Origin of the sequence: Alicyclobacillus suci, assembly GCF_017329615.1 — a bacterium.
In the GTDB taxonomy this organism is placed as follows: Bacteria; Bacillota; Bacilli; order Alicyclobacillales; family Alicyclobacillaceae; genus Alicyclobacillus; species Alicyclobacillus suci.
The window spans coordinates 14,634-29,011 of the sequence record NZ_JAFMTW010000003.1; the positions used below are offsets into that span (position 1 = coordinate 14,634).

Genomic DNA, 14,378 nt, shown 5'->3' on the forward strand with positions numbered 1-14,378 from the left:
CCAATGATGCATCAAACGTATTATAGTACAGTCAAAAAAAACTAGTCAAACATCCCTGCGCACAAATGGGGCAAAATCCTTCGCAAATGACAGCCAATCCACGCCAAATCAACCTAAGTTCCCCATCATCGTCCACAACGAGCATGTTTTGCAGCTCGTCCGCATACCTTCAAAGCGGATAGGGGGGGCGGCACATGTGGGCAAACGTCGCAGCAGTGATACTGTCACTCGTGGCCTTCATCGGCGGACTCAAGGTCATGCGCCACGGACTCGAAGGCATGGCAGAAGGACGCTTGGCAATTTGGGTGCAGCGTTTGGCGAAGACGCCGACGCGCGGCATTCTCACGGGGACCGTCACGACAGCCATCCTTCAGAGCAGCGCGGCGCTCACCGCCATCACCGTAGGCTTGGTGGCCGGGAAGAGCCTCACCTTTCGCAGCGGGCTCGGTATTGTGCTCGGGGCAAACGTCGGATCAACCATCACGCCACAAGTACTCAACCTCAACTTATGGGGCATTGTCATCCCCAGTCTCGGCTTCGGCATTCTTGCAGTACTCACACGCAAGCCCGTACTCCGCCGGCCCGGCGAAGGGCTCATCGGCTTTGCCTGCATCTTTATCGCGCTGCAGGCACTCAAGGTGTCTCTGCACCCACTCACGACGAGCCACTGGTTCACCCACGCCCTGTCCGTAGCAGGTGGCCAGACGGTGCTCGCCATGGTCGCTGGCTGCCTCACGAGCGCCATCGTGCAGTCGTCGACAGCGGTGACGATTCTCACCATGACGCTCGGTAGTTCTGGCATCATTCCAATGACCGGCGCCGTGGCCATCGTGCTCGGAGCCAATGTGGGCACTTGCCTCACTTCCATCATCGCCGCCATCGGTGAATCTCGACAAGCGCAGCAAGTCGCGCTCGCGCACGTCATTCTCAACGTCATCGGCGCACTCGCGTTCTTGCCCATCATTGGCCCGTTTACCACAATGGTTGGCTGGCTCAGTCAAGACCCGGCGCAACTTATCGCCAACGCACACACCATCTTTAATATCGTCTGCACAGTTGTCGTGTGGCCATTCACGCGACAATTCGCAGCGCTCATCGAGCGGCTTTTACCGGACGAGTTGCACGCCTGAACTCGTACCGAGTCGGCTCGCGCCATACGCCAACAGATTATATGCTGCAGTGGGCGTGCGAACGCCACCGGCAGCTTTGACTTTGCTGACGGTGCCTGCAACCATCGCCATGGCGCTGACATCCGCCAACGTGGCGCCGCCCTTGTGGAAGCCAGTGGAAGTCTTGATATAATCCGCGCCTGCCGCGACGGTGAGAAAAGCACCTTTGATGACCTGGTCAAACGTCAGCGCGCTCGCCTCCAGAATCACCTTGATTGCCGGGCGCGGATGCAGATTTTGCGCCGTGCGAACCACGCGCGCCACATGGTGGTACACAGTCCACACATCGTCTTCTACAAGCGATCCGACCGGAATCACCATGTCAATTTCTCGCGCACCTTTCGCAGCGAGCTCGAGCACTTCCGCCGCCAGCGCATCCGGCGACGTGGCACCCAGCGGAAAGCCGACCACCGTACAGACCTCCGTCTCGCTCTCTGCCAAATGCAAAGCGGCGTGACTGACGTGCTGAGGATTCACACAGACGAGTGGAAAACGGTACTCCTTTGCCTCCCGGCAAAGATTTTCAATATCGACAACCGACGCTTCCGGTTTTAAGAGCGTGTGTTCAACCGCAAATCGAATATCATCGACGTCGAACGCAGCCCCCCGCGGCAGCGTCTCTGACGCGACCGGCGGCAATGTCAACTCAGGCATGACTGTCGTCAATTCGTCCCTACAGGCCGCAACCATCTGCTCGACAACTGGGCGTGCAGCCTTCCACGCCTCGTCGACGACAGCGCGCGCAGTATCGTTGGAAAGCTGCCGCCAGCGCCGTTCAAACTCTCCGTCTCGCCACGCCAAAAGCGCACGCGCCTTCGCAAAGACGAACGACCAGTTCGCATAGCCTTGTTCACGGTGTTTTGCCTCCGCCTCGGCCATCGGCAAGAAGTACGCCGCGCGCACTTCCTCGGCCTGGTGCGTCGGCGTCACGTCGGAATCGATTGCCTCCAGCAGATAAAAGCGCACTTGTTTGCGCACAGGCGCACCATCGCGCGTAATCGGGTATTCAACGCGACCAAGCGGCGCCAAAATGCGCGTCTCGATACCCGTCTCTTCGAGAATCTCGCGAATTGCGGCGTCTTCCCACGTCTCACCCGCTTCCAAATGCCCCTTGGGAAACGTGACACGTCCATACGCATCATCAATCAACAACACCTCGCGATGCGCGCCTTGCCCACGTACAACAATGCCGCCGGCAGCGCGTTCCACTCGCTTACTCATGATGTCATCCTCCTCGCACGCTCTGTGGTCACCTCTGGAATTGTCACCTGCGAGACGAACGACCCCATCTGCAACGTCGCACTCGTCTCTTCAATCCGAACCTTCGAGACCTCGCCGACCACCGACGTCAAGTCAATCCCTTCCGGTACCACGAACGCCACCTTCAAATAATTGTCCGCGTGACCGACCACAATTCGATTTGCCAACGGATGGTTTGCCACAAGCTCCTTCGTGCCATCGTCCGCCATCCGGCCCGGATGCTCGGCGATGACCTCAATCTCCTTGCCGACAAAAGATCTCGCGTACGCCGCAGTCAACTGTCTGGACAGTTCAAGCAAGCGTTCGACACGCCGGTGCTTGACGTTATCGGGAACCTGATCCGGGAATTTCGCCGCAGGTGTCCCCTTGCGCTGAGAGTATGGAAATACATGAAGTTCCGAAAAACGTTCACGCCGAATGAATTCGTACGTCTCTTCAAACTGCTCGTCAGTCTCGCCCGGAAAACCGACGATGACGTCGCTCGTTATCGCCAAGTTCGGCAACGCCTCACGCAACTTAGCCAGTTTTTCAGCGAACTGCGCAACCGTGTAGTGGCGGTTCATCTTCCTGAGTACCGCGTCACTCGCAGCCTGAATCGGCACGTGCAAGTGGTTCACCACTTGCGTGGAATGGCGCAAAACGTCGATTAACTCATCGTCGATTTCACTGGCCTCAATGGAACTGATGCGTACCCGGTAAAGCTCTGGCACCTGTTCGAGGTCTCGCAAGAGATGCGCTAATCGATAGCCATTGAGATCAGCTCCGTAGCCGCCTGTGTGAATGCCCGTCAGAACAATTTCACGATACCCTGCGCGCGCCAATTTCGTCGCTTGCGTGATAATTTTCTCCGGTGCGCGGCTGCGGATGAGCCCGCGCGCCCACGGGATAATGCAAAACGTACAAAAATTGTTACAGCCATCCTGGATTTTCAGATTGGCACGCGTGCGTTCCTCGAAAAATGGCACGTCAAGTTCCTCAAACTCGCGCGTCTTCAAAATGTTGTCGACGACTGTAAAGGGATGCTGCTCGCGCCGGACTTCCTCCACGTACTCGACAATCCGAGATTTTTTGTCGTTGCCGATGACGAGATCGACCCCTTCAATGCGGGCGATTTCCTCTGGCGCAATCTGCGCGTAGCAACCCGTGACGACGACCACTGATTCCGGGTTCGTGCGGATGGCGCGACGAATCATCTGTCGACTCTTTTTGTCGCCACTGTGCGTGACCGTACACGTATTGACGACGTACACGTCAGCGGGTTCCTCGAAAGGCACCTGCGTGTAGCCGTTGTGCTTAAATACTTGCCAAATACCTTCTGTATCATAAAAGTTAACCTTGCAGCCAAGCGTGTGAAACGCCACTGTAGGCACGAACCTTCAACCTCCCATATCGCCAAAATGCGCCAGTGCAATGGCGAGCGCGGCGACGCCAGCCGTCTCGGTGCGTAAAATGCGTGGGCCAAGCGTCACCAATACCGCCGCTTCGCACGCCTCAAAATAGGCACGTTCAGCGTCGCTCCAGCCACCTTCAGGACCAATAAAAATGGCCCGTTTGGGTCGAGTTGTCCCCTCGGACACACGATGGGACGCGTCGAAATGCGCCAGTGCGTTGACCAAACCCACGGCGCGCTCCGCCTCATCGAGTACGATAAACTGCTCAATCCCCGCCGCGAACAGTCCTTCGCACAACTGAGACAACCGCGTCTCGTAACGAACGGCCGGAATGGCATCCCGCTGTGACTGCATGGCCGCTTCTCGGGCGACCTTCTGCCAACGGGCGAGTTTGTTCTCCACTTTCCCGTCCAACTTTACAACAGACCGCTCGGCCTGGTACAGAACAAAAGAATGCGCACCAACCTCTGTACACTTTTGCACAATCGTCTCCATCTTATCACCTTTTGCCACACCTTGAACCATCACGATGTGGGCAGCCGGTTCACTCGAAGGATACTGTTCCAGTAGACGCGCTGTCACCGCGTCTTTCGACACTTGTACAATCTCAGCCAGCCAAGGGCCATGAAGGGTCACGACAACAAGTTGCTCTGCCGGTTTGACGCGCAACACGCGCGCAAAATGATGCGCATCGGCCTCGCCAAGCTGAATCTCGTGATGCCGCTGTGCCCCGGCATGAGGGACAAAGACACGCGGCAACATCAGTCTTTCACCGCCAAAATGGCCATCCAGTCGTCCTTTTGGTAGCGCTTGGCCACCTGAAAGCCTTCGGTCAAAAGCGCTGCTTCGACGGCTGGAGCCTGCGTGTCGATATATCCAGACGTGAGCAAGTAGCCACCCGGATTGAGTCGGCGCGCGACCTGTGGCAAGAGGAGAATGACGATATCGCGCAAGATGTTTGCCACCGCGACGTCGAATTTCGCATCCTGCGCATAACCAGAAAGCAAATTCCCCTCCTGCACCGTGATGACGTCTGACAGCGCGTTGTGTTCGACGTTTTGGTGTGCCGCGTCGACGGCTACCGGATCAATATCGATGGCCGTGACATGCGACGCACCTAACCGCGCGGCCGCAATTGCGAGAATGCCTGTCCCAGTTCCGACGTCAAGGACGTTGGCGCCGCTCAAATCCAGTTCGGCAAGCGCTTGCGTGCACAGGTGGGTGGTCTGGTGTGTCCCGGTGCCAAACGCCATGCCGGGTTCCACGATGATTGGCTTGCGGGACGCCAGATCCTCTGGCAAATCCGATAAATTCCAAATCGGCACAATCACCAGCTCATCGCCCACTGGAATCGGGTGATAATGCTCCTTCCACGCATTCAACCAGGTGCTGTCGTCGACCGAATCGATACGAATATCGCGCGCCTTTGCTCCGACGTCGAGACCCGATGCATGAACGCGCTCCACGACATCCAGCACACGGGCTCGAACGACTTGCGGCTCGTGTCCCTCTGGAAAATACACCGACACTTCGACCCCGTCAGTCGGAACAATCATTTCGTCGAACCACTCGCCGTACTCCGGGTGCGGAATGTGGACATTGCCAATCCCCTCCAATTGAACCCCTTGCAAGTCAGGAAATTCCTGCAACAATGCCGCAACTGCCTCCGCCGCCTCGTGCGTCACCTTGAATTGAACCTGCCACCAGTGCATAACCAACCTCCTCCGATTCGATGCGCACCTCAATTTCCGATGTGCACCCACCACTTGCAAAACAAAACGAAACGGCCCAGCGACCTGGACCGTACTCGTCGTCCGCCCCGACTCGTAATCAAGGGCGGCTCTTTCCCATTTTCCAATATCGCGTCATTAGGCGTTGCCGAGAAACGCGTCCTTCATCCGTTCCATAAACGATCTCGCCTGCTCGTGCGTCTGCACACCCAACTCCTTGCCGAGTTCGCGAAACAATTCCTTTTGCCGCTCAGTCAAATTGGTCGGCGTCAACACCTGCACGCGCACGTGCTGATCTCCTCGCACTGTCGACCCGAGTCGCGGAATCCCTTTTCCGCGCAACCGAAACATCGTTCCTGACTGCGTGCCTTCCGGAATCCGCAGTTTAACATCCCCGTCCAGCGTCGGCACGTCAATCTCGTCACCGAGCGCAGCTTGAACGAACGTCAGCGGCATATCGACATAGACGTTCGTGCCCTCACGCTCAAAGATCTCATGCGGGCGCACCCGGATGACAATATGCAAGTCGCCAGGCTGCCCACCGTTGGGGCTCGCCTCACCAGCGCCAGACACGCGCAAACGCGTGCCATTGTCGACGCCAGCTGGCACCTTGATTTGAACGGTTCGGCGCACGCGTTTGCGACCTTGCCCGCGACAATCAGGACAAGGCTGCTCAATTATCACGCCGCGCCCATGACAGTTCGAACAGATGCGGCGGTTGACCATCCTACCAAAGGGCGTCGACTGAACGGTTTGCTGCTCACCTGTACCGTTACACACCGTACACGTCCGCGGTTGCGTGCCTGGCTTGGCACCATTCCCGCCACAGGTCGAACAGGTCTCTGTGCGCGGAATCTGAATCTCTTCCTCGACGCCAAATGCGGCATCTTCAAAATCCACTTCCAGCTCGTACTCCAAGTCCTGTCCGCGTTGCGGCCCGCGCGAGCGCGCACCACTTCCGCCGAAGAACATATCAAAAATGTCGCCAAACCCGCCAAAGTCAAAATCGCCAAAGCCAGCGCCCTGGCCTCCGCCACCAAACCCACCTTGCGTCGGATCCTGATGGCCAAACTGGTCGTAGCGGGCGCGTTTCTGGCTATCCGAAAGCACGTCGTACGCCTCGGCAATCTCGGCAAACTTTTCCGGCGCGCTCGGATCATCCTTGTTGACGTCAGGGTGGTATTGACGAGCCAACTTGCGATAGGCTTTTTTGATTTCTTCCTGACTGGCTGACCGGCTGACACCGAGGACCTCATAATAATCTCGCTTGCTCACCGGCACACCTCCAGTTCCTTCATCATGACAACTTTGTATATCTTACAACGATGGGCAGGGATCCGTCATCCCTGCCTCATCCGAAAGCTTCATATTCAAAAGCTTACTTCTGATCTTTGTCAACTTCCGTAAACTCCGCATCGACGACGTTATCATCCGCCTTCGATCCGGCACCAGCATCACCAGCCTGACCCTGTTGCGCGGAAGCTGCCTGCTCATACAACTTGGTGGAAAGCTTGTGCAGGACCTCTGTCAGTTCGTCCTTGGCCTTCGTAATCGGCTCAGTTTCGGTACCGGCGAGCGCGTCGCGAAGCGCCTTTTGCTTCTCTTCAGCCTCTGCCTTCAGCGCCGAATCGAGTTTGTCGCCAAGGTCCTTCATGGTCTTCTCCGTCTGGTAGAGAAGTTGGTCGACTTCGTTGCGAATCTCGACCTGCTCGCGGCGCTTTTTATCCTCTTCCGCGTGCATCTGCGCCTCTTGCATCATGCGCTCAACTTCTTCCTTGGACAAGCCGCTCGACGCGGTGATGGTGATGCGCTGCGATTTGCCCGTACCGAGGTCTTTCGCCGCGACGTTAACGATACCGTTGGCATCGATGTCGAACGTCACTTCAATCTGCGGGACGCCACGCGGTGCCGGTGGAATGTCAGACAGCGTGAAGCGACCGAGCGTCTTGTTGTCGCGAGCCATCTCACGTTCCCCTTGCAGGACGTGAATTTCAACGGACGTCTGATTGTCCGCAGCCGTCGAGAAGACTTGGCTTTTCGACGTCGGAATCGTCGTGTTGCGGTCGATGAGGCGCGTGAATACGCCACCCATCGTCTCGATACCGAGCGACAACGGCGTCACGTCGAGCAATACCACGTCCTTGACTTCGCCCGTCAACACACCCGCCTGGATACCTGCGCCGATAGCGACGACTTCGTCCGGGTTGACGCCTTTCGATGGTTCACTGCCAATCAACCGCTTAATCGCTTCTTGCACAGCCGGGATACGCGTCGAACCACCGACGAGAATGACTTTGTGAATGTCGCTTGGCGACAAGCCCGCGTCTTGCAGCGCTTGGCGCGTCGGCGCCAGTGTCGCCTCAATCAAATCCGCCGAAATCTCTTCAAATTTCGCGCGCGTCAAGTTGACTTCAAGGTGCTTTGGCCCTGTTGCATCAGCCGAGATAAACGGCAACGAAATCGTCGTCGTCAGCGTCGAAGACAACTCTTTCTTCGCTTTTTCCGCTGCGTCTTTCAAACGCTGCATGGCCATTTTGTCTTGCCCTAAGTCAATGCCGGTATCCTTCTTAAACGTATCAATCAGATATTGCATGATACGGTTGTCAAAGTCGTCACCACCCAGGTGGTTGTTCCCGCTGGTCGCCTTCACCTCAAACACGCCATCGCCGAGTTCGAGAATGGATACGTCAAACGTACCGCCACCTAAGTCGAACACGAGAATCGTCTGGTCTTCGTCCTTCTCCAAACCGTAAGCAAGTGCCGCAGCGGTTGGCTCGTTGACGATACGCAAGACTTCGAGGCCAGCAATTTTCCCGGCGTCCTTCGTCGCCTGGCGTTGGCTGTCGCTGAAGTACGCCGGCACAGTAATGACCGCCTGCGTGACCGGTTCCCCAAGGTACGCTTCAGCGTCCGCTTTCAACTTTTGCAGAATCATTGCCGAAATTTCTGGAGGCGTGTAAGATTTGCCGTCAATCGTCACTTTGTGATCTGTACCCATGTGGCGCTTGATGGAGATAATCGTGCGGTCCGGGTTGGTGATAGCTTGCCGCTTCGCGACATCCCCTACCAGACGTTCGCCGTCTTTGGTGAATGCCACCACGGACGGGGTTGTGCGATTACCCTCTGCGTTTGGAATAACGACAGGCTCGCCGCCTTCCATCACAGCGACGCACGAGTTGGTTGTACCAAGGTCAATACCAATGACTTTTGCCACTGAAGGTTCCTCCTCCATCACACGATTTACAATTCAATTCTGGATGAGCGCAGACGGAACAACCCGTCACACGCTCACTTTCACCATGGCCGGGCGCAATACCTTGTCATGTAACAGATACCCACGTTGCAGCTCCTGCAGCACGACATTCGGCTCAACGCCCTCGGCTGCCTCCTGCATCACAGCTTCATGACGCGTCGGGTCAAACGTCTCACCTTCAGCGTTCATCGGCGTAACGCCGTATTGCGACAAGATGGCCTGAAACTGACGATGTACCATTTCGATGCCTGTCCGAATCTGCTCATCTGCGTCACTCACAGCTTGCATCGCGCGGTCAAAGTTATCGACCACCGGCAACAAGTCGGACAACAATTTCTTCGTGGCGAACTGGCTGAGTTCTTCCTTCTCGGCCCGCGTCCTCCGACGGAAGTTATCAAAATCAGCGCGCGTCCGAAGTAACTGCTGCTGCAGATCTGCAATTTCCTGATCTTTAGGATCCACTTGCGCCTCTTGCGCCTCGGACTGCGCCGCATCATCCGACGCAGTCTCCGTCTCCGCCTGCGCTTCCTTTGCTTCTACATCGGTTTCCGCTTCAGTTGCCGCCTCATTCTGTACTTGTTCATTTGCTTCTTCAGACAAGCGAAACACCCTTTCCTGAATCACAATGGTCGAAAGGCTACCGGCGCCTCGTGCAAATCAGTTTCCTTCCATCCGCTGCGTCAGCAGGTTTGTCATGGTTCTCGACGTGTACTCGAGAATTTTCATAATCCGACCGTAATCCATGCGAGTAGGTCCCAACACACCAATATGTCCCACAGGGCTGTCGGCCAAACTATAGGTCGCCGTAATGACCGCGCAATCCTGCAGCGGCCCCTCCGGATTTTCCTCACCAATGCGCACCTGAATCCCAAGTCCTTCAAGCGGCAGCCAACGCGTAACCGTATGTCCTGCCTCGAGAAGAGACAGAAGCGGTTGTGCCTTTTCGACATCGTGAAATTCCGGCTGCTTCAGCATATTGGCAGCACCGCCGATGTACACAGGCTCTTCTCGATGCCCCACTTGGCAGAGCTCCTCGACAATCGCAAGCACGTCTTCATATCGCTCGACGCGCTTTGTCAATTCCTCCGCCAACTGGCTGTACAAGCTGGAGCGCAACTTGGACACAGGGACGCCAACGAGCTTGTCGTTCAACACATTGACGATAAACTCCACGTCATCTACGCGGATGTCCTCCGAAAGATGAACCGTGCAATCCTCAACATGTCCCGTATCCGTTACGAGAATGGCGACTGCACGCCCCTTCGCCAGCGGAATGAGTTCAATCTTACGAACCTTATCTGTGTACATCTTTGGACCGAGAACTATCGCTGTCTGTTTCGTCAACGTCGACAGGACCGTCGACATCTCCCGAAACACCTGTTCCATTTCATCCATGCGCTGCGTGAAGAAAGCCCGCAATGCCTCGGCTGTCGAATCCAGTTCAACCGGGTCTTGAGGCATTAGGTGATCGACATAAAACCGATAGCCCTTTTGCGACGGAACACGTCCTGCAGACGTGTGTGGCTGTGCTAAATACCCCATTTCTTCGAGGTCAGCCATTTCATTTCGAATCGTTGCAGGGCTGAACTGTATCTGTTCATGTTTGGCGAGCGCCCGTGAGCCGACCGGTTCAGCCATGCGAACATAATCCTCTACAATTGCACTTAGAATTAGTTGCTGCCGATTTGTCAGCACTGTTCTCGCCTCCTTGTTAGCACTCTCGTTACATGAGTGCTAAACGCCCACGTCTTGACAATAGCAACGGTGGCGGCGGTTGTCAATCAGCACCACCAACCGACACGAACTTCTCAAAAATTGCATTGGCCACTGGCCAATACCGAGCCGGTATCCGTACCCGTGAGGCTGTCTCGACGAGCAAGCCTTGTTCCAGAAGCTGCGTGTAGACATCCCCATAGACGTCCTCGATAGTCACACCATAGCGCAAAACAAAATCTTCTTTTGACACGCCCTCGGCCAGTCGCAAACCGAGCATCATCGTATCTTCCGCAGCCTCAGCGTCAGTGACATCGTATGACGACAAAATCGGACGGTTACCTGCCTTCAACGTTCCAATATAGTCCGGCAGTTTCGGCATATTCTCATAGCGGACGCCTTTCACATAGCCGTGCGCCCCAGCGCCAGCCGCCAAGTAAGGCTGGTTGCGCCAATAGACGAGATTATGGCGCGCCTCGCCACCTGGCCTTGCGAAATTGCTGATTTCGTAATGAACAAAACCAGCCTGCTGCAGCCGGTCGCGGACTAAATCGTACATATCCGCCTCCAAATCTTCTCCCGGCAACGGCAATTGCCCGCTATCGCGCCACTTGGCAAACGGCGTGCCTTCTTCGACCTTCAGCCAATAAGCTGAAACATGGTCTATCGGCAAGGACAACACCTTGTCCAGCGCGTGCTCGACATCGGCCAAGGACTGTTCTGGCAGGCCAAACATCAAATCGACATTGATTTGCCGAAACCCAAGTTGATATGCGCGCTCTACACTATCGACGACCTTCTGCGCGTCGTGCGCGCGTCCGATGGTCATCAACAACCTATCCCGGAATGTCTGCGCGCCGAAACTCAGGCGGTTGACACCAAACGACCGCAGCAGCGCCAGTTTCTCTTCGTCCACCGAATCCGGATTCGATTCGAACGTAAACTCCGCGCCAGCCGCCAACGAAAAATGCGCATGCAATTGCTTCAGCATGCGCTCGAGCAACAGAGAACTCGGCAGCGTCGGCGTACCGCCGCCAAAAAACACCGTTTGCAGCGGCCCTGGTGCCGATTGTGAAAGCTTTTCAAACTCGGCGCCCAAGGCGTCCACGTAATCCACCATGACGGAATCAGGCGCGACATACGTGTTGAAATCACAGTAAAAGCAGCGACTCCTGCAAAATGGAATGTGTACATACAACGATGTGGGCGTCGCCAGCTTCTCCTCGTCTCTCACAGGTTGCGTCAATTGCCTCACTCCATTTTTAATACCGCCATAAACGCCTCCTGCGGTACCTCCACGTTGCCGACTTGCTTCATACGCTTTTTACCTTCTTTTTGCTTTTCGAGCAACTTGCGCTTACGCGAGATGTCGCCGCCGTAGCACTTGGCGAGGACGTTTTTGCGCATCGCGCGAATCGTCTCGCGCGCGACAACCCGGTTGCCAATGGCCGCTTGAATCGGCACCTCGAACATCTGCCGCGGAATCAGTTCCTTCAACTTCTCGCACAAGGCGCGCCCGCGCGGGTAAGCCTTGTCCCGGTGAACAATGAAGGACAGCGCGTCAACGACGTCGCCGTTGAGCAAGATATCCATCTTCACCAGCTTCGACTCGCGATAGCCAACCAGCTCGTAGTCAAACGAAGCATATCCCTTCGTCGATGACTTCAGCCTGTCGAAGAAGTCATAGACAATTTCCGATAGCGGCAAGTCGTAGATGATGGTCGTCCGAGCCTCATCGAGGTACTGCATATCGTGGAACTGGCCGCGCTTCTCCTGGCACAGTTCCATGACCGCGCCAACGTGATCCTTCGGCACGAAAATGGACGCCCGCACATATGGCTCTTCAATTCGCTCAATCCGATCCGGATCTGGCATCTCACTTGGGTTATCTATCGCCGACATGGTCCCGTCTGTACGATAGACGTTGTACACGACGCTCGGCGCCGTCGTGATGAGCGTCAGCCCGTACTCCCGCTCCAAGCGCTCTTGCACAATTTCCATGTGCAGCATGCCCAGGAAGCCGCAACGAAAACCAAAACCGAGCGCGCTCGACGTCTCTGGCTCATAGGTCAGTGCCGCGTCATTCAACTCCAGCTTCTCGAGCGCCTCGCGCAGATCCTGATAATCTGCGCTATCGACCGGATACAGTCCACAAAACACCATTGGGTTGGTCTTGCGATAACCAGGCAGCGGTTCAGCCGTGGGACGCTCTGCGTCGGTCACCGTATCGCCGACCCGCGTGTCGCGCACGTTCTTAATGCTCGCCGCCAAATAGCCGACGTCGCCGGCGTACAGCGCATCAATCGGCGTCATTCGCGGACTAAACACGCCCACTTCATCGACTTCAAACTCCTTGCCCGTCGCCATCATGCGCACGCGCATCCCCGGTTTGACGACCCCGTTAAAGACCCGCATGTAGACGATGACACCGCGATACGGGTCGTAGTGCGAATCGAAAATCAGCGCTTGCAGCGGCTCGTCCGAGTCCCCTTTTGGCGCAGGCACCTTAGCGACGATTTGCTCGAGAATGTCCTCGATGCCAATCCCCGATTTCGCAGACGCCAATACCGCTTCGCTCGCATCCAGGCCGATGACGTCCTCAATCTCCTGGCGCACGCGCTCTGGTTCCGCGCTCGGCAGGTCAATTTTGTTGATGACCGGCAAAATCTCCAGGTCGTTGTCCAACGCCAAGTAGACGTTCGCTAACGTCTGCGCCTCAATCCCCTGAGCCGCGTCGACGACCAACAGCGCGCCCTCGCAGGCCGCTAGACTGCGTGACACTTCGTACGTGAAGTCCACGTGTCCCGGTGTGTCAATCAGATTCAGTTCGTATTCTTCTCCGTCCTTTGCCTTGTAGGTCAGACGAACGGCTTGCAACTTAATCGTAATGCCGCGTTCCCGTTCCAAATCCATTTGGTCGAGCAACTGATCTTGCATCTCCCGCTCACTGACTGCACCGGTGAGTTGAAGAATGCGATCCGCCAGCGTCGACTTGCCGTGATCGATATGGGCAATAATGGAAAAGTTCCGGATACGCGACTGGCGAGTAGCGTTTGACACGGTAATCCTCCTTGTGTCGCACCACAAAATAAACCGCGCCAAGGCGCGGCTTGCACCCACCGATTATACCATTCGAACAAACCGCCCAACAAGCGGCAAAGGTCAGTGCCGGTGCACGCCGTGATCGTGAACATGTGGCTCGCCCGACTTGAAGCTATGCCAAGACTCCCACGCCTCTTGCAAAATAAAATAGAGAATGGCAAGCGCCGCCACGGAGTCGACCCACCACCAGTGAAATAGGCTGTTGAGCCCCATACCCAAGAGCAGCGTCCAAGACATGTACGCACAGGTGAAGCTACACATCGCGTCGCCAATCAGACTCGGACTGTGCAAAAGGCGACCATAGCGCAACTTTTGCAGCGCCAACCACGGCGTAAACAAACTGCTGGCCGCGGCGGTGACCAAGCCCAGAAGTGTCATCTGCGCCGCTTGGTGCCCATGCCACACCTGTCCACTGCGAAACGAGATGTAACCAGCCAAGGTGAACAAACAAAGGGCAATGACCCCACTTGTAAAGCGCTCTATTTTATGTCCGGAGGCCATCTCTTCCCCAGACTGGATCTCGACGTACAACCGCACCACCAACAACATACCGCTCCATAGCTCCACCGCGCTGTCGACACTGAAGGCGGACAGCGACAAACTGCCGGCGCGATACGCCGCGATGGCCGCGAGAATGGCCTCGGTCATAATCCAGCCGATGGAGAGCAGTTCTATCTCGACGGCCCCTTTTAATAATTTTTCGCGGTGTGTCTCGGATCCTCTCGCCAACCGCGCTACCCCCTGTCTGAGTGAATGGAGT

Annotated in this window: 12 protein-coding genes; 1 reads left to right on the top strand and 11 read right to left on the bottom strand. The window is 56.2% G+C overall.

Annotated elements, in window-relative coordinates; genetic code table 11:
* Positions 1–194: 194 nt before the first annotated feature.
* Positions 195–1,130 carry a Na/Pi cotransporter family protein gene (locus tag J3482_RS02505; protein ID WP_206917410.1) on the top strand — a complete coding sequence of 312 codons (936 nt, stop codon included), beginning with the start codon at positions 195–197 and terminating at the stop codon, positions 1,128–1,130.
* On the opposite strand, the gene deoC is transcribed toward J3482_RS02505, so the two are convergent.
* The 11 genes from deoC to J3482_RS02560 all read right to left on the bottom strand — a co-directional run bounded on the left by deoC (position 1,107) and on the right by J3482_RS02560 (position 14,347).
* A complete protein-coding gene (gene deoC / locus J3482_RS02510; RefSeq protein ID WP_206917409.1) occupies positions 1,107–2,390 on the bottom strand; it encodes a deoxyribose-phosphate aldolase in 1,284 nt (427 codons plus the stop codon). The genes J3482_RS02505 and deoC overlap by 24 nt on opposite strands.
* Positions 2,387–3,799, bottom strand: coding sequence for a tRNA (N(6)-L-threonylcarbamoyladenosine(37)-C(2))-methylthiotransferase MtaB (gene mtaB / locus J3482_RS02515; protein ID WP_206922003.1), 1,413 nt, complete (start codon positions 3,797–3,799; stop codon positions 2,387–2,389). The genes deoC and mtaB overlap by 4 nt, the downstream gene beginning before the upstream one ends.
* Before the next feature lie 6 nt (positions 3,800–3,805).
* Positions 3,806–4,582, bottom strand: a complete 777-nt coding sequence (locus tag J3482_RS02520) for an RsmE family RNA methyltransferase (protein WP_206917396.1) — start codon at positions 4,580–4,582, stop codon at positions 3,806–3,808.
* Positions 4,582–5,532 (bottom strand): 50S ribosomal protein L11 methyltransferase, encoded by a 951-nt coding sequence (prmA, locus tag J3482_RS02525; RefSeq protein ID WP_206917394.1) that lies wholly within the window; start codon positions 5,530–5,532, stop codon positions 4,582–4,584. Before prmA ends, J3482_RS02520 begins: the two co-directional genes overlap by 1 nt.
* Before the next feature lie 156 nt (positions 5,533–5,688).
* Positions 5,689–6,825: a molecular chaperone DnaJ gene (gene dnaJ, locus J3482_RS02530; RefSeq protein WP_206922004.1), complete on the bottom strand. Its 1,137-nt coding sequence runs from the start codon at positions 6,823–6,825 to the stop codon at positions 5,689–5,691.
* Between the two features lie 103 nt (positions 6,826–6,928).
* Positions 6,929–8,764, bottom strand: a complete 1,836-nt coding sequence (gene dnaK, locus J3482_RS02535; protein WP_206922005.1) for a molecular chaperone DnaK — start codon at positions 8,762–8,764, stop codon at positions 6,929–6,931.
* A 66-nt stretch (positions 8,765–8,830) separates the two neighbouring features.
* A complete protein-coding gene (gene grpE / locus J3482_RS02540) occupies positions 8,831–9,412 on the bottom strand; it encodes a nucleotide exchange factor GrpE (protein WP_438938604.1) in 582 nt (193 codons plus the stop codon).
* A gap of 48 nt (positions 9,413–9,460) precedes the next feature.
* Positions 9,461–10,498 (bottom strand): heat-inducible transcriptional repressor HrcA, encoded by a 1,038-nt coding sequence (hrcA, locus tag J3482_RS02545; protein ID WP_206922006.1) that lies wholly within the window; start codon positions 10,496–10,498, stop codon positions 9,461–9,463.
* An 82-nt stretch (positions 10,499–10,580) separates the two neighbouring features.
* Entirely contained in the window at positions 10,581–11,762 is a 1,182-nt protein-coding gene (hemW, locus tag J3482_RS02550; RefSeq protein ID WP_236017819.1) for a radical SAM family heme chaperone HemW, read from the bottom strand.
* Positions 11,763–11,767: 5 nt separating this feature from the next.
* Positions 11,768–13,576 (bottom strand): translation elongation factor 4, encoded by a 1,809-nt coding sequence (gene lepA / locus J3482_RS02555; RefSeq protein ID WP_328702258.1) that lies wholly within the window; start codon positions 13,574–13,576, stop codon positions 11,768–11,770.
* Between the two features lie 102 nt (positions 13,577–13,678).
* The gene (locus tag J3482_RS02560) at positions 13,679–14,347 is read right to left on the bottom strand and encodes a cation efflux transmembrane domain-containing protein (protein ID WP_236017820.1); all 669 of its coding nucleotides are present in this window, start codon (positions 14,345–14,347) and stop codon (positions 13,679–13,681) included.
* Positions 14,348–14,378: the final 31 nt, after the last annotated feature.

Bases quoted from the DNA above. Each gene is read 5' to 3' on its own strand.
- J3482_RS02520 (WP_206917396.1), bottom strand. From the start codon at position 4,582: ATGTTGCCGCGTGTCTTTGTCCCTCATGCCGGGGCACAGCGGCATCAC.
- prmA (WP_206917394.1), bottom strand. From the start codon at position 5,532: ATGCACTGGTGGCAGGTTCAATTCAAGGTGACGCACGAGGCGGCGGAG.
- deoC (WP_206917409.1), bottom strand. From the start codon at position 2,390: ATGAGTAAGCGAGTGGAACGCGCTGCCGGCGGCATTGTTGTACGTGGG.
- J3482_RS02505 (WP_206917410.1), top strand. From the start codon at position 195: ATGTGGGCAAACGTCGCAGCAGTGATACTGTCACTCGTGGCCTTCATC.